The organism is Rhodococcus sp. 14-2470-1a, from assembly GCF_002259425.1.
In the GTDB taxonomy this organism is placed as follows: domain Bacteria; phylum Actinomycetota; class Actinomycetes; order Mycobacteriales; family Mycobacteriaceae; genus Rhodococcoides; species Rhodococcoides fascians_E.
The window spans coordinates 43,437-65,105 of record NZ_NPFZ01000015.1; the positions used below are offsets into that span (position 1 = coordinate 43,437).

At 63.7% G+C, this 21,669-nt stretch carries 18 protein-coding genes; 15 read left to right on the forward strand and 3 right to left on the reverse strand.

Annotated features, from left to right (window positions below; genetic code table 11):
• Nucleotides 1–118 precede the first annotated feature (118 nt).
• The 14 genes from rplJ (at nucleotide 119) to CH292_RS08230 (ending at nucleotide 16,141) form a co-directional block, all read left to right on the forward strand.
• The gene (gene rplJ / locus CH292_RS08165) at nucleotides 119–703 is read left to right on the forward strand and encodes a 50S ribosomal protein L10 (protein WP_019666427.1); all 585 of its coding nucleotides are present in this window, start codon (nucleotides 119–121) and stop codon (nucleotides 701–703) included.
• A 78-nt stretch (nucleotides 704–781) separates the two neighbouring features.
• Nucleotides 782–1,171: a 50S ribosomal protein L7/L12 gene (gene rplL, locus CH292_RS08170; protein ID WP_019666426.1), complete on the forward strand. Its 390-nt coding sequence runs from the start codon at nucleotides 782–784 to the stop codon at nucleotides 1,169–1,171.
• A 316-nt stretch (nucleotides 1,172–1,487) separates the two neighbouring features.
• Nucleotides 1,488–2,681 carry an ABC transporter ATP-binding protein gene (locus tag CH292_RS08175; protein WP_176458781.1) on the forward strand — a complete coding sequence of 398 codons (1,194 nt, stop codon included), beginning with the start codon at nucleotides 1,488–1,490 and terminating at the stop codon, nucleotides 2,679–2,681.
• Nucleotides 2,682–2,686: 5 nt separating this feature from the next.
• Nucleotides 2,687–3,481, forward strand: a complete 795-nt coding sequence (locus CH292_RS08180) for an ABC transporter permease (RefSeq protein ID WP_019666424.1) — start codon at nucleotides 2,687–2,689, stop codon at nucleotides 3,479–3,481.
• Between the two features lie 6 nt (nucleotides 3,482–3,487).
• Nucleotides 3,488–4,348, forward strand: coding sequence for an ABC transporter permease (locus CH292_RS08185; RefSeq protein WP_019666423.1), 861 nt, complete (start codon nucleotides 3,488–3,490; stop codon nucleotides 4,346–4,348).
• Nucleotides 4,345–5,694, forward strand: coding sequence for an MCE family protein (locus tag CH292_RS08190; protein ID WP_094654461.1), 1,350 nt, complete (start codon nucleotides 4,345–4,347; stop codon nucleotides 5,692–5,694). The genes CH292_RS08185 and CH292_RS08190 overlap by 4 nt, the downstream gene beginning before the upstream one ends.
• Nucleotides 5,691–6,758 carry an MCE family protein gene (locus CH292_RS08195; RefSeq protein WP_037105619.1) on the forward strand — a complete coding sequence of 356 codons (1,068 nt, stop codon included), beginning with the start codon at nucleotides 5,691–5,693 and terminating at the stop codon, nucleotides 6,756–6,758. Before CH292_RS08190 ends, CH292_RS08195 begins: the two co-directional genes overlap by 4 nt.
• Nucleotides 6,755–7,747 carry an MCE family protein gene (locus CH292_RS08200; protein ID WP_037105621.1) on the forward strand — a complete coding sequence of 331 codons (993 nt, stop codon included), beginning with the start codon at nucleotides 6,755–6,757 and terminating at the stop codon, nucleotides 7,745–7,747. Before CH292_RS08195 ends, CH292_RS08200 begins: the two co-directional genes overlap by 4 nt.
• Nucleotides 7,747–9,042, forward strand: a complete 1,296-nt coding sequence (locus CH292_RS08205; protein ID WP_094627415.1) for an MCE family protein — start codon at nucleotides 7,747–7,749, stop codon at nucleotides 9,040–9,042. Before CH292_RS08200 ends, CH292_RS08205 begins: the two co-directional genes overlap by 1 nt.
• Nucleotides 9,039–10,340: an MCE family protein gene (locus CH292_RS08210; RefSeq protein ID WP_094627416.1), complete on the forward strand. Its 1,302-nt coding sequence runs from the start codon at nucleotides 9,039–9,041 to the stop codon at nucleotides 10,338–10,340. Before CH292_RS08205 ends, CH292_RS08210 begins: the two co-directional genes overlap by 4 nt.
• Nucleotides 10,337–11,584: an MCE family protein gene (locus CH292_RS08215; protein WP_094627417.1), complete on the forward strand. Its 1,248-nt coding sequence runs from the start codon at nucleotides 10,337–10,339 to the stop codon at nucleotides 11,582–11,584. The genes CH292_RS08210 and CH292_RS08215 overlap by 4 nt, the downstream gene beginning before the upstream one ends.
• Nucleotides 11,585–11,712: 128 nt before the next feature.
• Nucleotides 11,713–12,459, forward strand: coding sequence for a hypothetical protein (locus CH292_RS08220; RefSeq protein ID WP_094654462.1), 747 nt, complete (start codon nucleotides 11,713–11,715; stop codon nucleotides 12,457–12,459).
• A 52-nt stretch (nucleotides 12,460–12,511) separates the two neighbouring features.
• Nucleotides 12,512–13,330 (forward strand): hypothetical protein, encoded by an 819-nt coding sequence (locus CH292_RS08225; protein WP_094654463.1) that lies wholly within the window; start codon nucleotides 12,512–12,514, stop codon nucleotides 13,328–13,330.
• 231 nt (nucleotides 13,331–13,561) lie between these two features.
• The gene (locus tag CH292_RS08230) at nucleotides 13,562–16,141 is read left to right on the forward strand and encodes an aminotransferase class III-fold pyridoxal phosphate-dependent enzyme (protein WP_094654464.1); all 2,580 of its coding nucleotides are present in this window, start codon (nucleotides 13,562–13,564) and stop codon (nucleotides 16,139–16,141) included.
• Between the two features lie 100 nt (nucleotides 16,142–16,241).
• Here the strand turns inward: CH292_RS08230 and CH292_RS08235 are convergent, their stop codons facing one another.
• Together CH292_RS08235 and CH292_RS08240 are read right to left on the reverse strand one after the other, a co-directional pair.
• The gene (locus CH292_RS08235) at nucleotides 16,242–16,868 is read right to left on the reverse strand and encodes an N-acetyltransferase (protein WP_094654465.1); all 627 of its coding nucleotides are present in this window, start codon (nucleotides 16,866–16,868) and stop codon (nucleotides 16,242–16,244) included.
• On the reverse strand, nucleotides 16,858–18,960 hold the full coding sequence (locus CH292_RS08240; RefSeq protein WP_094654466.1) for an MMPL family transporter: 2,103 nt from the start codon (nucleotides 18,958–18,960) through the stop codon (nucleotides 16,858–16,860). The genes CH292_RS08235 and CH292_RS08240 overlap by 11 nt, the downstream gene beginning before the upstream one ends.
• A 356-nt stretch (nucleotides 18,961–19,316) precedes the next feature.
• Between CH292_RS08240 and CH292_RS08245 the strand changes: the two genes are divergently transcribed.
• Nucleotides 19,317–20,303 (forward strand): 3-oxoacyl-ACP synthase III family protein, encoded by a 987-nt coding sequence (locus CH292_RS08245; protein WP_256977978.1) that lies wholly within the window; start codon nucleotides 19,317–19,319, stop codon nucleotides 20,301–20,303.
• A gap of 10 nt (nucleotides 20,304–20,313) precedes the next feature.
• On the opposite strand, the gene CH292_RS08250 is transcribed toward CH292_RS08245, so the two are convergent.
• The gene (locus CH292_RS08250; RefSeq protein ID WP_094654467.1) at nucleotides 20,314–21,669 is read right to left on the reverse strand and encodes an aminotransferase class I/II-fold pyridoxal phosphate-dependent enzyme; all 1,356 of its coding nucleotides are present in this window, start codon (nucleotides 21,667–21,669) and stop codon (nucleotides 20,314–20,316) included.

Here is a 21,669-nt window from a genome sequence, read left to right on the forward strand (position 1 = left end):
TTCGGATCACTCCACGCCGCCATCATGTCTACGCCCCGTGTGCCTCCTGCACCGGGGCGTTCGTCGTTTCTGCAGGACCTCTCGCGATCGACATAACTTCCACGAGAGGAGGCGAAGTATGGCAAAGCCCGAAAAGGTCTCAGCGGTTTCCGAGATCACCGAGCAGTTCAAGGGTTCGACGGCTGCCGTCGTCACGGAATACCGTGGCCTGTCGGTATCCGGATTGACCCAGCTGCGGCGTGCGCTCGGCGACAGTGCCACCTACTCCGTCGCCAAGAACACCCTGGTCAAGCGCGCTGCTGCCGAAGCCGGCATCACCGGGCTGGACGAGTTGTTCGTCGGACCGACCGCCATTGCGTTCATCAAGGGCGAGCCGGTCGACGCTGCGAAGGCCATCAAGGCCTTCGCGAAGGACAACAAGGCCTTGGTCGTCAAGGGCGGCTACATGGACGGCGCGACGCTGTCCGTGGACGAGATCAACAAGATCGCGGACCTCGAGTCCCGCGAAATCTTGCTTGCAAAGCTCGCAGGTGCCATGAAGGGCAACCTGTCGAAGGCTGCAGGACTGTTCAATGCACCTGCTTCGCAGGTTGCACGTCTGGCTCAGGCATTGGCAGACAAGAAGGCCACCGAAGGTTCTGCAGCTCCCGCAGCTGCTGCAGCCGAGGCACCGGCAGAAGCAGAAGCTCCCGCCGAAAGCTGATCCGCACTCACAGCGACAGCTACACAACCAACCTGTGTCGCGGATCAGCGACTCGGTACTAAAGGAAGGACCGCCACCATGGCGAAGCTCAGCACCGAAGAATTGCTCGACCAGTTCAAGGAGCTCACCCTCCTCGAGCTCAGCGAGTTCGTGAAGGCATTCGAGGAGACCTTCGAGGTCACCGCAGCCGCTCCCGTCGCCGTCGCCGCTGCTGGCGCACCGGCTGCCGGTGGCGCTGACGCTGCCGAGGAGCAGGACGAGTTCGACGTCGTCCTCGAGTCGGCCGGCGACAAGAAGATCCAGGTCATCAAGGTCGTCCGTGAGGTCGTCTCCGGCCTCGGCCTGAAGGAAGCCAAGGACCTCGTCGAGAGCGCTCCGAAGGCAATCCTGGAGAAGGTCGCCAAGGATGCAGCCGAGGCTGCCAAGGAGAAGCTGGAAGCAGCCGGCGCGAAGATCTCCGTCAAGTAATTCTGGCGTAGCTCGTACACACGAAGGGCCATCCCCACTCGGGGGTGGCCCTTCGTCGTGTCGTGTTCGGGTCTGTTACCTATGTCTTCGCCTCGGTTCTGTTCGTTCTCACAACGCTGTGCCGTTGGGTTTCATCACAAATCGGGCGAGTCGCACGCGTGTCGTGGTGAGATGAGCCACACTGATGCAAGGACCGCAGCCCGACTCGGGGAAGTTATTACTGGGCAGTAAGCTCCGGTGTCGGTGTGGACACTCGTGTGCGATAGAGTGACCCAACCCACATCCGGGTCGATGTGAACGAACTGTGGAGGTCAGCGTGGGAGTCGAGGTTTCGGTCGAGGGATTGACCAAGTCTTTCGGTGTCCAGAAGATTTGGCAGGACGTCACTTTGACGTTGCCGTCGGGCGAGGTCAGTGCACTGCTGGGACCGTCGGGAACCGGTAAGTCGGTGTTCCTGAAGTCGCTGATCGGTCTCCTTCGCCCCGAGCAGGGCAAGATTTTCATCGACGGGACCGACATTCTGCAGTGCAGTTCGCGGGAGCTGTACGAGATCCGCAAGCTGTTCGGAGTGCTGTTCCAGGACGGTGCTCTGTTCGGGTCGATGAACTTGTACGACAACGTGGCGTTCCCGCTGCGTGAGCACACCAAGAAGTCCGAGTCCGACATCCGCAAGATCGTCATGGAGAAGCTCGAACTGACGGGCCTGATCGGCGCGGAGGACAAGCTGCCCGGCGAGATCTCCGGAGGTATGCGCAAGCGCGCCGGCTTGGCCCGTGCGTTGGTGTTGGACCCGGAGATCATCCTGGTCGACGAGCCGGACTCGGGGTTGGATCCGGTACGTACGACCTACATTTCGCAGACGTTGATCGACATCAACGCCGAGATCGATGCGACCATTCTGATCGTGTCGCACAACATCAACCTGGCTCGGACGGTGCCGGACAACATCGGGATGCTGTTCCGCCGTCAGTTGGTCATGTTCGGTCCGCGTGAGGTGCTGCTGACCTCCGACGAACCTGTGGTCAAGCAGTTCCTGAACGGCACGATGATCGGGCCGATCGGTATGTCGGAGGAGAAGGACGAGGCGCAGATGGCGCACGAGCAAGCTCTCGTCGACGCCGGGCATCATGCTGGTGGTGTCGACGACGTGGAAGGTATCGTGCCGCAGATGAAAGCGACTCCCGGTACGCCGGTTCGGCAGGCAGTCGGTCGCCGTCAGGAGCGGGTGCGTCAGATCATGCACACCCTTCCGCAGAGCGCTCAGGTCGCCATTCAGGAAAGCCTCGACACCACGGACCCCGGCAGCCAGACACCCGCGTACGCGGGCAGCCAGACGTACGAGAACGACGGCCACACCGGTTACGACAACGCCGGTTACGACAACGCCGCGTACGACAACTCCGGCTACGGCAACTCCGGCTACGACCAATCCGGGTACGACAATTCAGGCTATGACACTTCAGGACGTAGCGATCAGGGCCACGGTCCTGCGCAGGGGCGGGGACAATAAGCACCATGGGGGGATCGAAGAAGTCCGCTCTTGCTCCGGCGGGCGCAGCACTCGCGCAAGCCGGAAACATCGTAGAACTACTGGTCGACGTCGTTCGGAACACGTTCAGACGGCCCTTCCAGTTTCGCGAGTTCATCGAACAGGCCTGGTTCATCGCCAGCGTCACGATTCTGCCGACGGCGCTCGTCGCCATTCCGTTCGGCGCGGTCGTCTCGCTGCAGACGGGTTCTCTGATCAAGCAGCTCGGCGCCGAGTCGTTCACCGGCGCGGCGAGCGTGCTGGCGGTGATTCAGCAAGGCAGCCCGATCGTGACGGCGCTGCTGATCGCCGGTGCTGCCGGGTCGGCTGTGACCGCCGACCTCGGTTCGCGAACCATTCGTGAAGAGATCGACGCGATGCGAGTACTCGGAATCGACCCGATTCATCGTCTGGTCGTACCGCGCGTGCTCGCCATGATCCTCGTCGCGCTGCTCTTGAACGGATTGGTGTCCGTCGTCGGCATCGCGGGCGGTTACTTCTTCAACGTCGTGCTGCAGGGCGGTACCCCCGGCGCTTACCTCGCCTCGTTCTCGGCGCTCGCGCAGCTGCCGGATCTGTATGTGGCCGAACTGAAAGCAGCGATCTTCGGGCTGATCGCAGGCATCATCGCCTCCTACAAGGGACTCAATCCCAACCCCGGCCCCAAGGGCGTCGGCGAGGCAGTGAACCAGACGGTGGTCATCACCTTCCTGCTGCTGTTCTTCGCCAACCTCATTCTCACCCTGGTGTACCTCCAGGTCGTGCCGGCGAAGGGAAGCTGACGCGCAATGACCATCGCCAAAGGTCGCGGCGACCGTACTCTCATGCGCGCGAAGCGCATCGCCGGTGCTCCGCTCACCGTGTTGGACAACGCGGGCGAGCAGATGTCGTTCTACGTGCGTGCCATCGGATGGATTCCGCGCACGCTCGTTCACTACAAGAAGGAAGTTCTGCGACTTCTCGCCGAGGTCACCTTCGGCTCGGGAGCCCTCGCGGTCATCGGCGGCACCATCGGCGTCATCGTCATGATGTCCGGTGCCACCGGTGTGGTCGTGGGTCTGCAGGGATACGCCGCACTCGAGCAGCTCGGAAGCTCGGTCCTCACCGGCTTCCTCTCCGCGTACGTCAACACTCGTGAAATCGCGCCTGTCGTCGCAGGTCTCGCCCTGTCCGCGACGGTCGGGGCCGGCTTCACGGCACAGCTCGGCGCGATGAGAATCTCCGAGGAGATCGACGCGCTCGAAGTGATGGCGGTGCCCAGCGTTCCGTTCCTCGTCACCACACGCATGATCGCCGGATTCGTCGCCGTCATCCCGCTCTACATCGTGGGACTCCTGGCGTCGTACATCGCATCACGCGGAATCAGCACGATATTCAACGGGCAGTCGGGTGGGTCGTACGACCACTACTTCAATCTGTTCCTACCGCCCGAGGACGTTCTCTATTCGTTCCTCAAGGTGTTGATCTTCGCCTTCGTGCTGATCATGATCCACTGCTACTACGGATTCCATGCATCGGGCGGACCTGCAGGCGTCGGGGTAGCCGTGGGCCGCGCCGTGCGAACGGCCATCGTGACGGTGGCGGTACTGGACTTCTTCCTCAGCCTCGCAATCTGGGGAACCACGACGACAGTGAGGGTTGCAGGATGATCGACTCGCCGTCGCGGCTGAAGCGACTTCTGCTCGGCCTCGCGTTCTTTCTGGTGTTGATCCTCTTCCTCGGATGGTCGGTCACCTCGTACAACAAGACCTTCAAGAAAGTCGTCAGTATCGACCTGGTGACCGATTCGGTGGGTAATGCGTTGCCCAGCAACGCGGATGTGAAGGTTCGCGGTTTGATCGTCGGTGAAGTGCGGTCGGCGTCGTCGGTCGACGGTGTGGTGACGGCGAAGTTGGCGATCGATCCGGACAAGGCCGATCTGATTCCGTCGAACGCGACGGCGCGGTTGTTGCCCAAGACGTTGTTCGGTGAGCGGTACGTGGCGTTGCAGATTCCCGAGAACGACACGGCGTCGCCGATAACCGACGGGACGGTGCTCAGGCAAGACACCAGCGGTAGCGCTATCGAGGTCGGGCAGTTGTTGGACAACTTGCTGCCGTTGCTCGAGGCGATTCCGCCGCAGGATCTGGCGAGCACGTTGGGTGCGTTGGCGCAGGGTCTGAGTGGTCGTGGTCAGGAGTTGGGGTTGACGATCGATCGGCTGGACACGATCTTCAAGGGTCTGAACACCGAGTTGCCGAACATTCAGGAGGATCTGCGTGGGTTGGCGGATTTCTCGCAGACGTATGCCGATGCGGGTCCGCAGTTGATCGATGCGCTGGACAATCTGTCGGTCACGGGGAACACGTTGGTCGAGCAGCGTCCGGCGGTGGATACGTTGATTTCGTCGTTGACGGCGACGAGTGCGTCGACGGCGGATTTTCTGCAGGCCAACGCGGACAATCTGATTCGGATCTCGGCGGATTCGCGGGAGGCGCTGGAGTTGTTGGCGCAGTATTCGCCGTCGTTCGGGTGTACGTTCGCCAATTTCGTGCCGGTGGTGCAGAACGCGCAGGACGTCATCGGTGTCGGTGACCAGTACCGAGGCATCAACGTGTCCGCTGCTTTCGTCAATCCGAAGGGGCGCTACCTTCCCAACCAGGACGAGCCGCGCCTGTTCGACGACCGCGGACCGCGTTGCTACACCCCGGCGGATACGGCCGCGGGGGAGTTCTTCCCGCAGTACCCGGGCGGATCGGCGAACGACGGTTCCTACCAGGTGCCGTCGAGGAACCCGGGACCGCAGGATGTTCCGGAACTGCCTGCTCCGCAGTACTCGCCGCTGCCGGGCATCGTCGAACAGACGCCGGTGTCCTACGCGGGCTCGGATTTCGAACGTGACACTCTCGCCGTGATCTACGGCGGGGCAACGGGAACCGCTCCGGAGGATGTTCCTTCCTGGGTTACTTCGGCGGGGGCGCCGGCATTGAGGGGTGTGGAGGTGACCATCAAATGAGGGGGCTACTCGCACCGCTCGTCAAGCTGATCGTGTTCGCTGTCGTCACGATTCTGGCGACCGCCACCCTGGCGTTCTCGATCGCGAACATCTCCGGGGGCGGGGGAAAGACGTTCAACGCGATCTTCAGTGACGTTGCATCGCTCAACAAGGGTGACGAGGTCCGCATTGCCGGTGTCCGCGTCGGCGACGTCAAGAACATCGAGATCGTCAACGAGCGCGAAGCCATGGTCGAGTTCTCGGTCGACGGCCGGGATTACCTGCCTGCCTCGGCGACGGCCAACCTCCGTTACCGAAACCTCGTCGGGCAGCGGTACATCGCGATCGAACAGGGTGCTGGTGACCAGGGCGGCAAGATCAACCCCGGTGAAACCATCCCGTTGAGCCAGACCAAGCCCGCCGTCAACCTCACAACTCTGTTCGACGGCTTCAGGCCGTTGTTCCAGACATTGAGCGCCGACGACGTCAACAAACTGTCCTACCAGATCATCCAGGTCTTCCAGGGTGAGTCCGGAACGATCAGCGAACTGGTTCGCAGTACCGCAAGCTTGACCAATACGGTCGCAGACAAGGACGCGGTGATCGGCGCCGTCATCACCAACTTGAACACGGTGCTGCAGACGGTCAATCAGAACGACGACCAGCTGGATTCCCTGATCACCAACACTCAGGCGCTGGTGTCGGGACTGTCCTCCGACCGCGACGTCGTCGGATCTGCCGTCACGTCTCTCGCCGGCCTGACGGACGCTACCGCGGATCTTCTGGAACCGACGAGGCCGTCCATCCAGGGATCGATCGCCGCACTGAACACTTTGGCGACCACGCTGAACAACCGTGAAGCAGAGGTCACCAAGGTCATCCAGACCATGCCGAAGAAGCTCGACAAACTGATCCGAACGGCCCAGCAGGGTTCGTGGTTCACGTTCTACCTGTGCGGCATCGACATTCAGGCAGGCCCGGGCACGTCGCCCAACCTGAACTTGCCGACCGGGCTTCCGACAGTGAATCAACCGCTGTACACCAACGCGGCCGAGCGTTGCAAAGCTGGGGGGATCAAGGAATGAAAAAGCGTAGCCCGCTCGTGGCCGGCGCGCTCGGCATCATGATCGTGCTTCTGGCTACCGTGTCGGTGTTCTTTCTGGACAAGCTGCCGATCCTGGGAGCCGGTTCGACGTACACGGCGCAGTTCAAGGAAGCCGCCGGGCTCAAGCCCGGCAACGAAGTGAGAATCGCGGGTGTCAAGGTAGGGCAGGTCGATTCCGTCGAGCTCGACGGCGACAGGGTCAACGTCGACTTCCGCGTGCAGGACGCGTGGGTGGGCAACAACTCGTCGGCGTCCATCCAGATCAAGACCGTCCTCGGGCAGAAGTATCTGGCCATCGATCCTCGTGGTGACGACGTGCTGAAGCCGAAGGATCCCATTCCGTTGGAGCGCACAACTTCTCCGTACGACGTCATCGACGCGTTTTCCGACGCAGCATCGACGATCGAGGACATCGACACCACTCAGTTGGCGTCGAGCTTCGAAACTCTGTCGCAGGCGTTCTCGGAGACCCCGGCGGACATCCGTGCCTCGCTCGACGGTGTCAGCCGGTTGTCGCAGACCATCGCGAGCCGGGACGCCGAACTGCAGAGGCTGTTCGAGGCGACAGGTCAGACGTCGAAGGTGTTGGCGGACAGGAACGAACAGTTCACCAGGCTCATCGCCGATGCGGGGCCTCTGCTGGAAGAGCTGAACAATCGCCAGCAGGCGATCTCGCAGCTGCTCAGCGGAACCAGGCGTCTGTCGACGGAACTGACCGGCTTGGTCCGCGACAACGAAGAGCAGATCACTCCGATGCTCGAACAACTGAACGGCGTGATCGACATCCTCAACGAGAACAACGAGGCCGTCGAGCGCGGCCTGCAGCTGTACTCACCGTTCGTTCGCATGTATGCGAACGTGGTCGGTAACGGCCGCTGGCTCGACATCACCCTGGCGAACCTCACGCCTCCTGGTCTGCCGTTGATCCCCGGCTACCGTCAGCCCGCGCGTGATCTGGGAGGCAACTGATGACCGACAGCACAGCTGACGGAACCACGGAGAACACCAAGAAGACCGGTGGCACGCGCGCAGTCATTGCAGGCGTCGTCATCGCAGCGTTGGTGATCGCAGGCGGCCTCTGGTGGCTGTTCACCCGTGCGGGTTCGACCGACATCACGGCATACTTCGACAAGTCCGTCGGTATCTACGAAGGTTCCGACGTCCGTGTCCTCGGCGTCGCAGTCGGCAAGGTCACCTCGGTCGTGCCGCAGGGCGATCAGGTCGAAGTCAAGATGCGCGTCGACCGCGGCGTCGACGTTCCAGCCGACGTGAGGGCTGCGCAGATCACGCCGTCGTTGGTGTCGGATCGATACGTTCAGCTCGCACCTGCCTACTCGGGTGGGGAGAAGATGTCGGGCGACGCGGTGATTCCGCGTGACCGGACCGCAACTCCCGTCGAGGTGGATCAGATCTATGCCAGCATCGACGAACTGTCCAACGCACTCGGACCCAACGGGGCCAACGCGAACGGGGCGCTGACCGATCTGGTCAACACCGGCGCCGCGAACCTCGACGGCAACGGCGAAGCGCTGGGCAACACCATCACTCAGCTCTCGGAAGCGTCGCGGACACTCAGCGACTCCCGCGGAGACCTGTTCGACACGGTCAAGAACCTGCAGACGTTCGTCTCGGCCCTCGCGGCCAACGACGCGCAGGTCCGCGAGTTCAACAACCAGCTGTCCGATCTCACCGGATTTCTCGACGGGGAGCGGGAGAATCTCGGTGCGGCACTGAATCAGCTGTCGATCGCCCTGGGCGATGTGGCTGGATTCGTGGCGGACAACCGCGATCAGTTGGTGCGGGCGGCCGACGGACTGGTGCAGCCCACTCAGGCGCTGTCCGACAATCGCCAGCAGCTGGTGGAGACACTGACGATTCTGCCGCTCGCGATCAGCAACCTCGTCAACTCGTACGACGCCGAATCGGGCACTCTGGCCACACGTGCCAACCTGCAGAACGAGACTCAGGACCCACTCGGAACGGTGTGCCGCCTGATCGACCTCGGCAAATTGGTTCCCGGTGACCCGAGGTTCGAACAGCTCGGTGCCCAGATCCAGCCGATCATCGACCGGTGCGGTGAGATCACGACGCTGATCCAGGGCCCGGTTCGCGATTCCGGACTGGTGCTTCCGTTCGGTGTGCTCACGAACGACACCCAGCAAGGTGACGTCGTGCCGGGGACCGTGCCGGGTGTCGTGTCACCGAGGTTGGGCGAGAACAACACGCTGCCAGGACTGCAGGAATCGCTTGGAGGGGGACGATGAGCGCGTCGATGAGAACGTGGATTTCGTCGAAACGGTCGTTGACGTCCGTCGTCGGTGCAGCCGTCGTGGTCATGTCGGCCACGGCATGCTCGCAGGGCGTGTACGGAATTCCATTGCCCGGTGGTGCAGATGTCGGCAGCAACCCGATTCGTCTCACGATTCAGTTCCAGGACGTCCTCGATCTGGTCCCGCAGTCGACCGTCAAGGTCGACGGAGTCGAGGTCGGCCGGGTCGACTCGATCAGCGTTCCGGACGGTGAGTGGACCGCGAACGTCGATGTCATCGTCAACGACTCGACCGACCTGCCGGCCAACGCGACGGCGGCGGTCGAGCAGACGTCGATCCTCGGCGAGAAGTTCATTCAGCTGTCGGTTCCTGCGGGTGACGCGGATCCGCAGAAGCTGAAGGACGGGGACACCATCCCACTCGACCGGACCCGCGTGACGACGAACATCGAACAGGTTCTCGGCGCTCTGTCGCTGGTGCTCAACGGTGGTGGCGTCGGGCAACTGGCTCCGATCGTGAAGGAACTCAACGCAGCTTTCTCCGGTCGAGAGGGAACCACCAAGAGTCTTCTCCAGGAAGCGAACACGCTGATCGGTGGACTCGAAGAGCAGCGCGACGACATCACTCGGGCGCTCGACGGTCTCGACCTCCTGACCACGCAGGTCAGCGGGCAGACCGAGAAGATCGACCGGGTCCTGCAGGATCTGCCGATCGCGACGGAGGTCCTCGAACAACAGCGTCCGCAGCTGACGCAGATGCTCGGCCAGCTCGACAGGCTCGGCAGCGTCGGGACGGACGTGATCGACCAGTCCAAGGACAACTTGATCGCGGACCTGCGAGCGCTGCGTCCGACATTGCAGGCGCTCGCGGCGTCGGGTGACGACATCGTGACCACACTGCCGCTGATCCCGACGCTTCCGTTCCCGGACGGAATCGAGGAGATCACCCAGGGCAACTCGGCCAACTTGTATCTCTCGCTCGATCTGTCGATCGGCACCGCTCTGCGCAACTTCGGTGTCGGCGAGGGAGATCCGGTCTACATCCCGCCGAAGTACGGCGACACGCTCCCACTGGTGGATCCGTCGAACCCGTACTACAACGGAAACGGTCCGCGACCGGGGTGGCCCACCATCTCGCTGTTGCCGTTGCCCCCGATCATTCCCAATTCGTCGCCTCCTCCCGGGGTGCCGGTAGCGCCTGGGGCCGAACCGGACGAGGGTGAGACCGGCGCGCCGCTCACTCCGTTCGAGCCCCTGAACGATCTGCTCGAACAACTCGGAGGTGGGCTGTGAGATCGCGGCTGGTGAAGGTGCAGCTCATCTTCTTCGTCATCGTCGCAGTCGTGGGCGTTGTCTACGTCGGCGGAAAGTACGTGCGGCTCGACAATCTGCTCGGCTTCGGTCAGTACAGCGTGACCGGTCAGTTCGCCGATTCCGGTGGAATCTTCACCAACGCCGAGGTCACGTACCGCGGCGTGCCGGTGGGCACCGTCGGCGCGTTGTCGCTCACGAACGACGGCATCGACGTGGAACTGTTGCTGGACAACGGAGGTCCGCAGATTCCGTCGTCGGCGCGCGCTGTCGTGGCCAACCGCTCGGCCATCGGTGAGCAGTACGTAGATCTTCAGCCGACGAGCGACGAAGGGCCGTATCTCGAGAACGGTTCGACCATCGCCACGGCGGACACGCAGACGCCGGTGCCCGTCGAGAACGTCCTCGCCAGCACGGATCAGCTCGTCAAGACCGTTCCGCTCGAGAACCTGACGACGGTTGTCCGAGAGCTCGGGGCTGCGTTCGACGGAAAGGGTGACGACCTGCAGGTGCTCGTCGACTCTCTCGGTGCGTTGTCCGAGACGGGCAACGAAGCACTGCCGCAGACGCTCGCTCTGATTCGCGACAGCCGAACCGTGTTGGACACGCAGTCCGAGCAGTCGTCGGCCATCCGGCAGTTCAGCACGGATCTGGCGTCGGTGACTGCGCAGCTGCGGAGCAGCGATCCGGACATCCGGAGATTGATCAACACCGGAACCGCTGCGAGCGATCAGGTCGGTGCGCTGATCAACGAAGGTGGTGGATCCTTGACGACGGATCTGACCAACCTGCGCAACGTGTTCGAGCTGGCCGCTCCTCGCACCCTGGCGCTCAAGCCTCTGCTGATCTTCCTGCCTGCACTGGCAGCTGGTGCGCAGACATTGACGCCGGGCGATGGGACGATCCATCAGGGGCTGTTGCTCGAGACGAACAACCCGCCTCCGTGCACGTTGGGTTACGAAGGGTCGCAGGCGATTCTGGACGAAGAAAAGGCGAAGAACCCCAACTTCGACCTGACCGAGGAGAACTACCCGCTGAATCTCGACGCGAACTGCACGACACCGCAGGGCAGCGTCACCGGCGTTCGTAGTGCCAACCGGATCGTGTTCGCGGACCCCGATACCCCGCAGCCGTGGGACAGCAAGCCCAAGGTGGATCCGGACAAGCTCAACCTGAATCCGATCGCCTCGCAGCTCGCTCCCCTGATCGGAGTCACTCCGAAGTAACTGTGCGCGCTCGTATCGTGTTCGTCGGCGGTGGATCTGCGGAAACCGAGCAGATTCACCGCCGTTTCGTGTTCCACGGTTACTCCGGCGTCGTCGATGCCGGTGTTACCGAAGAGTAAGGTTGAAGTGTGACGTCAAACACCGAGGCCGCAACACCGCGGCCGAAGAAGACACAGCGGCCGAAGAACAAGTCCCGGCCGGTCCTGGTAGCCCTCTCCATCGTTGCCGTGGTGGCCCTGGCGGCCTGCGTGTGGTTCGGGATCGGATGGAAGAGCGCGTGGGACGAGAAGGCGATTGCGGACACCCGCGATTCGGCGCTGAACGACGCACGTCAGGCCGCGATCAATCTCAGTACCGTCGACTCCGCCGACATGGACGGGTCGCTGGATCTGATGCTCACCTCGGTGACGGGCGACCAGATGACCAGCTATCTCGAGGAGACCAAGAAGGCCGTCACCGACGAGCAGCGTAATTCCGGCCGTAAGATTACCGCCGAAGTGCTCGACGCCACCATCACGGAACTCAACGTCGACGACCGGACCGCCACTGCGATCGCGATCGTCGCGAACAACACGTCGGGGCCGGACGGATTCACCGAACGCACACGCAGTGTGATGCGGATGTATCTCGAAGAAGTCGACGGAACGTGGAAGGTCAACAACCTTCTGCCTGTCGGAGACCGGGTGCCGCTGAATCCCGTCGATGCACCGGCCGATCCGGGCGTGCAGCAGCCCGCACCGAACGCAGGTGCCCCGGACTCAGGTAGCCCGGAGGCAGGCACTCCCGCTCCCGATGCCGGAACCACAGACCCGAGCGCGACGCCTCCCTCCGGCGAGCCCGCGCCCGCTGATTCAGGCGCGTCCGAAGGTCCGTAGCCGAGGCTGCACCTTCCGCCCGCCCGCACATGTTCGAGTCAGGAGTACTTCAGTGCCCCCACAACGTCGCAAGATAGTCCCACCCGTCACCACCAGCAAGGTGCGTAAGAAGGTCGCGGGGACCAACCGCAAGCCCACCGATTCCAGTGCACCGGATTCGAGTGCTGTGGATTCGGGTGCGCCCGATTCTGCGGATCTCGACAGCCCCACGTCAGTAGAGGCTGCCAGCACGGTTTCCATCTCGAAGACGCCGGAGCAGAAAGCGTCCGTAGCCGAGACTGCTGAATCTGAGACTCCTGAATCTGAGACTCCTGAGACCGAGACTCCTGTAGGGGAGCATCCTGCAGCCGAGGCAGGCTCACCCGAGGCAGAACCGGCCGGCCGGACCAACTGGGTGCCGACGATCGTGATCGGTGCTGTTGCTGCGTTGTTGGTTGCGTTCGCGGCAGTTGCAGCGCTGAAGCCCGGTACCGAGGTGGACAACGCTGCGTGGGTCGACCAGGGCGAAACGTCCGAGGTGACGCGAGCGACGTCGGACGCTCTGGTCGGGTTGTACAGGTACAACTTCGCCACGATCGACGCCGACATCGCGGCCGGGCTCGAGAAGATGACGCCAGCGTTCCGCGAGGAGTCGCAGAAGTTCATCGAGGAGATCAAGTCGACGGCGAACGAGACGCAGACGGCAACGGACGTCGACGTTCTCGACATCGGTGTCGTGCGTCTGCAGGACGACAAGGCCGAGCTCTTCGCCAACGTCAACGTGAGTGCGACGAGTGCCGGTGTCGCGTCGGGGAACGTCGTGTTCCCGCTCATCGCCAATATGGAGAAGATCGACGGGCAGTGGCTGTTGTCGGCGACGCAGGACAAGTGATCCGGTGTGATTTGGCCGACACGACGCTGAGTCGGTCATGCAGATAAACCGACTGTAGATGCGGTTTTTCGTTTTGAATCAGTAGTAAGGGTATTTTCAAAGGCTAACTTCGGTCCTCTCGGCAGCTACCATCGCGCTTGCGTCCCACCACGGGGCGAGCTCTGGTTGCGCGAGAACGCCTCCCGGCAGCTCGTGCCACCGGAGGCGGTTTCGCGAGAACACGGAGCTCACATGACCGACCTTTCTTTTCGTCCGTCCACCACGAGTCAGTCGACCGGCCGCGACGGGTTTGCGGAGAACGTCAACCCCGAGTTGTACCGACTCCTGTCGGCGGTGGACGTGGACATCGAGTACGTGTCCGGTAAAGGGACCGAGCTGCTCGACGCGTCGGGTCGTACGCACCTCGATTTCGCCGGCGCGTACGGAGCCCTCCCGTTCGGGCACAACCCCGAGAACATCTGGCGAGCAATGGATGCCGTGCGACATTCCGGGGAAGCAGTGTTCGTCCAACCGTCGGTGTTGTATCCAGCGGGCGAACTCGCCCGCCGCCTCGTCTCCGTCGCACCCGCCGGTCTGACGCGGGTGACGTTCGTCAACAGCGGCGCCGAGGCGATGGAGGTGGTCATCAAGATCGCACGCGCCGCGACGGGACGCCTGGGTATCCTCAGCACGACGAACAGCTTCCACGGCAAGACGCTCGGCGCACTGTCCGCCACGGGAAACATCAAGTACCAGGCTGGATTCGGTGCTCCGGTCCAGGGATTCGACTCCGTTCCGTTCGGTGACGCGGACGCGCTCGAGGCCGCACTGGTCGCTGCACCAGGGCAGTTCGCGGCGTTCGTCGTCGAGCCCATTCAAGGTGAGGGCGGCGTCGTCGTGCCTCCCGACGGTTACCTGACGCGTGTGCGCGAGATCTGCACCGAGCACGGGGTTCTACTGGCACTCGACGAGGTGCAGACCGGTTTGGGCCGTACGGGCACGATGTTCGCGTGTGAGCGAGAAGGCGTCGTACCCGATGTTCTCGCTCTGGCCAAAGCGCTGGGGGGTGGAATGCTGCCGAGCGGGGCGGTGTTGAGCAAGCCCGAGTGGATGGGGGAAAGCTTCGCTCTGCGGCACACGTCGACGTTCGCGGGCAACGCGTTGACGGCGAGGGTCGGCATCGCGGTGCTCGACGAGCTCGCCGCGGACGGCGGTGCTGTGATCTCGCGAGTGCAGGAAGTGGGGGATCTGCTTGCTCGTGAACTGAGGAGGCTCGCTGCCGAGTATCCGACGGTGGTGTCGGATGTGCGTGGTCGTGGCTTGCTGTTGGGTGTCGAGCTCACCGACGACATCAACTTCGTGGGGAGGCAGTCCATTCTGGGTTCGGTTGCGGATCAGGAGAACCTGGCGGTGATGATGTCCTCGTACCTGTCGCAGGTGGAGGGTATTCGGCTGGCGCCCACGATGTTCGGGGCGCGGGTGCTGCGGGTGGAACCGCCGCTGACGGTCACCGAGTCCGAATGCATGCGTCTGGTCGAGGCACTCGGTCGCGCGTGCGCGTTCGCGGCGGCAGGGGACCTCGCCGGTCTGATCGGTCATCTGGTCGGACGGAATCGGTCCGGTGGTTCTGTGGCACGGACCGAAGCGGGTCGCTCCGGAAGTACCGTGGGCGCACGGCTCCCGCACACTCCGGTGCAGTCCGGTGACAGCCGGTTCGGGTTCGTCGCTCATCCGCTGGATCTGAGCATCTTCGAGGCCTTCGATCCGTCGCTCGCCGAGTTCTCGCACCCCGAACGTGCGGAGCTCCTGGAGAGGTTCTCCTCGGCGACATCGGAACTGAAGCCTGCGTCGTACATCATCGGTAGCGGGAGGATCGTGACCGAGCACGACGGCGCAGCCCACGGCAACTTGATCGGGCTTCCTTTCACGTCGAAGGGCCTGCTGACGCTGCCGCCACACGCTGCGGTAGCAGCAGTCGGTGCTGCGGCGAATCTCGCGTTCGAGCGAGGTGCCACCGTCGTCGGGCTGGGCGGATACTCGTCGGTGGTCACGGCGAACGGGCTGGCGCTCGGCTCGATGGCGGGCGTTCTCACCACCGGAAATTCGTTCACGGCGGCAGCCAGTATCCGTGCGGTGCACCGAGTGTGCGCGGAACGCGGAATCGATCTCGGGGTGGTTCGGGTGACCGTTCTGGGGGCGGCCGGTGCCATCGGTAGGACCATCGCGCGTGCCTTGGCGCCCGACGTCGGCGCGATCGCCCTGGTCGGGCGGCCCGGTGAGCAGGGGCGCGTCGCGCCGAAACTGTGGGACGCAGCGGGCGAGATAGTCGACGCCGCTCGAGGTGGTGCAGGTGCGCTCGCCGCGGCGGCGGACGGGCGGAGTGTGGACGACCTCGTGGCCGGCGGGAACATCGAGTTCTTCGACGATCCGGCCGCCGGGGTTGCTCGCGCGCAGGTGGTCATCGCTGCGACGTCGGCGCCGCACTCGTTGATCGACGCCGCCGATCTGGGACCCGACGCCATCGTCTGCGATGTGGCGCAGCCCCCGAACATCCCGCACGACGTCGGCCTCACTCGGCCCGATGTGACGGTCTTCGACGGTGGCATCGTCTCGATGCCCGCGGGGTCGGATTTCGGTCTGACGTTCGGCCTCGCGCCGGGGCTGACCTACGCGTGCATGGCGGAGACGATGCTGCTGTCGTTGTCCGGCGAATTCGAACTGCGAAGTATCGGAACAGCGTTGAACGGTGCGAACGTTCGACGTCTGGGCGTGCTCGCGGATCGGTACGGGTTCGAACTCGCGGAGTCCACGCGGTGGCGCGAAGGGCAGTGACCGGGCACTGGCACCGGACGCGGTACTGACGTCCCGGCAGGAGCCTGCGGAACCCGGTGACGGAGTTCCGCAGGCCCTGGCGGCGTCACGGCGGACGCGGCTACGGCCGTGCGCTCGGACGGCGATTCATGCGGTGGACTTCAGGCCCGCCCGGACCGATGGTGTCCGTTCCGACTTCCTCGAACCCCATCGCGGTCCAGAAGGGGATGTTGCCCTGTTTGCAGATCCCGAATGTCGTTCGGCCCTCGCGGTCGACCCGCTCGAAGAAGGATCGCGACAGTGCCGCGCCCACCCCGGATCGGTGGAGCGTCGGCTCGACCCCGAGATACACCCACAGCACCGCGTCGTCGTCGGGCGCCCCGGCGTCGAGCATCTTATCCATGTGCATTCCTGCTCGGACACCACTGCGCATGGCCCACAACAATTGTGGACCGGCAATCAGGGTTCGCCACCACGCGGGCGACGCGTCGTGCGGATGCCACAAGCTGACGCCGACTATCTTCCCGCCGAGCACTGCAAGCTCTGCACCTCCCGAGGGCAGGTGGCGGTGCCTGATCAGCGCCGACATCATCCGTCGCTGCATCTTCGGCCGCCGAGCGTCCTTCGGGAAGAAGTAACTGCTCACAGGGTCGTCGGATTGGAAGGCGCGTGCCATCAGGTCGGACATCTCGCGAATGTCGGTTCTCTGTGCGGCTCTGATCTCGACCGTGCTGACTTCAACCGGCATGTTCGATGTCCTTTTCCAGTGGTGTGTCCGGGGGAGTGTCGCGCGGACGAGGTTTCGGGTGCAGCCACCAGTTCGCCTCACCCATCGACGCAACGAGGGCGGGGACCAGGAGCATGCGAACGACCGTCGCATCGATGATCAGCCCGACGATGACGCCTATTCCGAGCAGTCGCATCATCGACAGTTCCGACAGCGAGAACGCCGCGGTGACGGTGATGAGCAGCAGGGCGGCGGCCGTGACCACTCGGCCGGTGCGTGCAGTGCCGATACGGACCGCGTCGCGGGTGGACTCGCCTCGATCGTGTGCTTCGACCATGCGGGAGAGCAGAAATATCTCGTAGTCTGTCGAGAGCCCGAAGACGACTGCGAGAACGAGAATGCTCATCGTTGCCTGCAGGGGTCCTGGTGTGACGCCGAGAAGTTCTGCGCCGTGACCGTCGTGGAAGATCCAGGTCAGGACACCGAACGTCGCGGCAAGGCTGACCATCGCCATGGCGATCGCTTTGACGGACAATACGATCGAGCGGAACGCGGCGGTGGTGACGACGAAGGTCGACGCGATCATGATCGCGAACATCCAGGGGATCGTGTCCTCGATGGCGGCGATACCGTCCTGACTCAGCGCGGTGGGGCCGCCGAGGGATATTCGGGTACCGTCCGGCACGGGAAGGTCGCGCAGTGACTCCACTGCGGCGAGTGCACCCTCCGTTCGGTCGGGGGAGGACAGGATGGCTCGCACGACTGCGTAGTCTCCGGTCGAACCCCCTGGGGCCGCGGCCGCGAATCCGTCGAGCGCGCCGATGTCGTTCGTGATCCGTTGGACCGCACGAGGGTCGGGCGCGCCGCCGTCGGTGGACCGGACCATCACGGTGACCCCGGAGTTGGCGAGCGGGAATTCCGTGAACAGAGCGTCGGTCGCGATCCGCGCCGGTGAATCCGACGGAAGCCCCCGGTGGTCGAGATCGCCCAGGGCGACGCCGAACACCGGCGCGCTGAGCAGGGCGAGCAATGCGAGGATGGTGCCGGCGACGATCACCGGCCGCTTCATGACCGAGGTCGCCACCGCGCCCCAGAACCGTTCGGCGCGTTCGTCTCCGCGTTCGACGGCGCCCGTCCGCCAACTCAACGAGTCGATCCGAGGACCGAGAAGCGCAAGCGCGGCAGGAAGTGCGGTGAGCGAGACGAACGCAGCGGCGGCCACGGCTGCCATGCCTCCGAAACCGAGAGACCTGATCATCGCCTGCGGGAAGATCAGCATCCCGACGAATCCGCACACCAGCAGCAAACCGGAGAAGGCGACGGTCCGACCGGCGGTGGACATGGTCGCTCGGACCGCGTCCGGGGTGGTCGATCCGCGCCGCAGCTCTTCCCGGAAACGAGTGAGTACGAACAGGCTGTAGTCCACCGCCATACCCAGACTCACGAGGGTGGCGATGTTGGTGGCGAACACGCTCACCTCGGTGAAGGACGTGAGAATGCGCATCGCGGCGAGCGATGCGAGGATGCCGAGACCGCCGATGCACAACGGAACAGCCGCCGCCGTCACCCCGCCGAAGATGATCAACAACAGCACCATCAGCACCGGGAAAGTGATGAGCTCGGCACGGATGAGGTCGGCGCGAGCCTCGGCGTTGTAGGCGTCGATGATGGTCGAGAAGCCGCCGAACTGCATCTCCACGCCGTCGATCGCGCGTGCATCCTTGATACTCAGGTACGTCTTGACGCGGTGATCCTCGCTGCCGTTCAGCGTCAGCACGGCGATTGCCGAGTTTCCGTCGAACGACCTCAGGCCCTGCTGGAAGGCCGGCGCGATGTTCCAGTACGTCGTGGGAGGGCGTGTCAGCAGATCCGGGTCGATGGCGGCGAGGTCGGCCGCGACGTCGTCGCCGATCTCGTCGATCGACCGCCCGTCTCGTGGGGTGTACAGAACGACGACGTCGGGAATCGTTCGTCCGAACTGCGCGTCGACGATGTCGTCGACGCGAGCCGCCTCGCTCGACGGATCCGAGTATCCACCGAGGCTGAGGTCCTCGATGACGCCGATACCCCAGACGCCGGCGGCGACGATCACGACGACACACGTGGCAATCACTGCTCTGGCGTGACCGATAACGAACTCCAGCAAAGGTTTACGAGCCGAAGGGTCGCTTCGCGGGCTCTCACGGTTCGATGAATCCTGGGTCAACGGCCGTCCTGTTCGATGCGAGAACGCGAAGCGAATGGATGAGAGACGTGTTCGATCACAGCAGAGGATCTTCTTCGATGTTGCCGTGACCCTACACCGATAGTTCTGCTCCGTCGAGACTGTCGAATCGACGCACGCGAGGTTAGGATACCGCTCGACTCTTCGGCGCATGGGATCCGCTGAAGTCGTTCCCCCGCTTGTATTTTCGGCGCTATCTCTGGTCAAGAATTCAACTTCTGTCGAGCGAACGGACACTCGTGAACATGCACCCAGTCGTCAGCGTCACCGTCGGTCATTTCGCCGACGCAGTGCCGCCGCGCATCGTCGACAATGCCGAACTGTGCGCCACGCTCGACACCGACGCGCGGTGGATCGAAGAGCGCACCGGAATCCTGTCCAGACGATTCCTCGACTCCTCGCTCGCCGCATCCGATCTCGCCCTCGACGCTGCCCGAGAGACGCTGCGCTCCAGCGGATCGGCGGCCGCAGACGTCGACGCAATCGTGCTGGCGACCGCCAACCCGGATCAACCGTTCCCGTCCACGGCTCTGACCGTCGCGCAGGCATTGGGAGCAGCTCGAGCTGTGCCGATCGACCTCACCGCAGCCGCGTGCTCCGGTGGACTGCTGGCCATCGAAGTCGCGTCGTCGATGATCGGACCCCGCTACCGCACCATCCTCGTGCTCGCCGTGGAGGTGTTCTCCCGGCAGACCGACCCGAACGACCGAACCACGCGAATATTCTTCGGCGACGCCGCCGGAGCTGCCGTGGTGACCGCGGCCCCGGCGTCGGGACGCGGTATCAGGTCGGTGGTTCTGTCGTCCGAACTCGACATGTCCGTCGGGATACGCGCGGGTGGTTCGCGCCGTCCGGCCGACGCCGGTGCAGTGATGCGCGGGGAGCAGTACATCTACATGGACGGGCCTCGGGTCTGGAAACTGGCCACGACACTGCTACCCGAAGTGGTGCGGCAGGCAGTGTCCGACGCGGGAATGTCGTTGACCGACATCGACAATTTCTGCTTTCACCAAGCGAATCGAAACATCGTGCACGACGTCATGGACACCCTCGGGATCGACCGATCACGCGCGCCGATCACACTGGATCGGCTCGGAAACACCGGTGCCGCCAGTATTTTCACCGTGCTGGCGTTTCTCGAGCGGGAGGGGCGGACGCTACCCGGCCACACGACCGTCATCGCGACGATCGGGGCCGGGTTCATCTGGGGTGCGATGGTCGTCGTTCACTGAGCTGCTTCGGTCACATCCTGTCGAGTACGGACGCCACCGTCGTCAACGCGGTGTCGATCTGCTGCTCGGTGTGCTCGCTGGAGACGAACAGACGCAGCCTCTCCTCTCCCAGCGGCACCGATGGGTACGTGATCGAGTTGACGTTGACTCCTGCCTCGAGAAGCGACACTCCGGCCAGAACTGCCTTCTGAGTGTCTCCGACGATGATCGGCAGAATCGGCGTTCCCTCGGCGAGGCCGGTGCGAAGACCCAGACGCTGTGCGTGATCGAAGGCATACCGTGCGCGCGCATGCAGGCGAGCAATGCGTTCGGGTTCGGCATCGATGACGTCGAGGGCCGCGGACGCCGCGGCAATCGAGGCCGGGGCTGGTGCCGTGGCGAACATGCTCAGCCCGGGGGCCGAGTACTTGAAGGCGCGGATCAGTTCTCGGCTGCCGGCGAGGAACCCGCCGACGCTGCCGAGCGCCTTGGACATCGTGCCCATCCACACGTCGACGGCGTCGCCCGGCAAACCGTACAGATCCCGGATGCCGTGACCGTGCTCCCCGAGCACACCGAATGCGTGTGCCTCGTCGATCATGACCCCGCAGTCGTATTTGCGCGCGACGTCGACGAGTTGCGGAAGAAGCGCGACGTCACCGTCCATGCTGTAGTGACTTTCGAGAATCACCAGGGCACGCTCGAAGCTGTTCCTCGACATCTTCAGGATCGCTTCGAGCGCCGCTGGATCGTTGTGGCGGAACGTTATCCGTCGTGTTCCTGCCCACTCGGTGCCGGAGACGATGCTGCTGTGCACGAGGGCATCGCACACGGCCAGGTCGCCCTTCCCGAGCAGGTACCCCACCGCCGCCGCGTTCGTCAGGTATCCGCTGGTGGTGATCACCGCGTCGTCGACGTCGTAGATGTTCGCGATCCTCGACTCGAAGTCCGCGTACAGCGGGATCTGGCCGGACACGATCCGGCTGGCGGACACCGACGTGCCGTACTCGTCGATCGCGGCCTTCGCTGCCTCCGCCACTCGGTCGTCGTTTCCGAGGCCCAGGTAATTGAACGCTCCGAAGTTGATCATGTCGCGACCCTGCTGCCGAATGGTCGCGCCGCTCTTGCCGTGGTGTTCCAGGTACAGCGGATTGGTGACACCCAACGACTCGAACATCGAGTCCACTCCGTCGAACTGCGCAACCGTGGACACGATGTCCGGATGGTCGAGCAATCCGCGTCCACGAACCTTCGGTGCCGGCGTGGCAGGACGGGGCGCCGTCGGTCGCTGCGGGGGAGCCGGGCTGGAGGCGTCGTCGACCTGGACCGTCGAATACCCACTGCGAGAGAGAAGTTGACGTGCAATCTCCCGTGCGTCTTCGGTCAT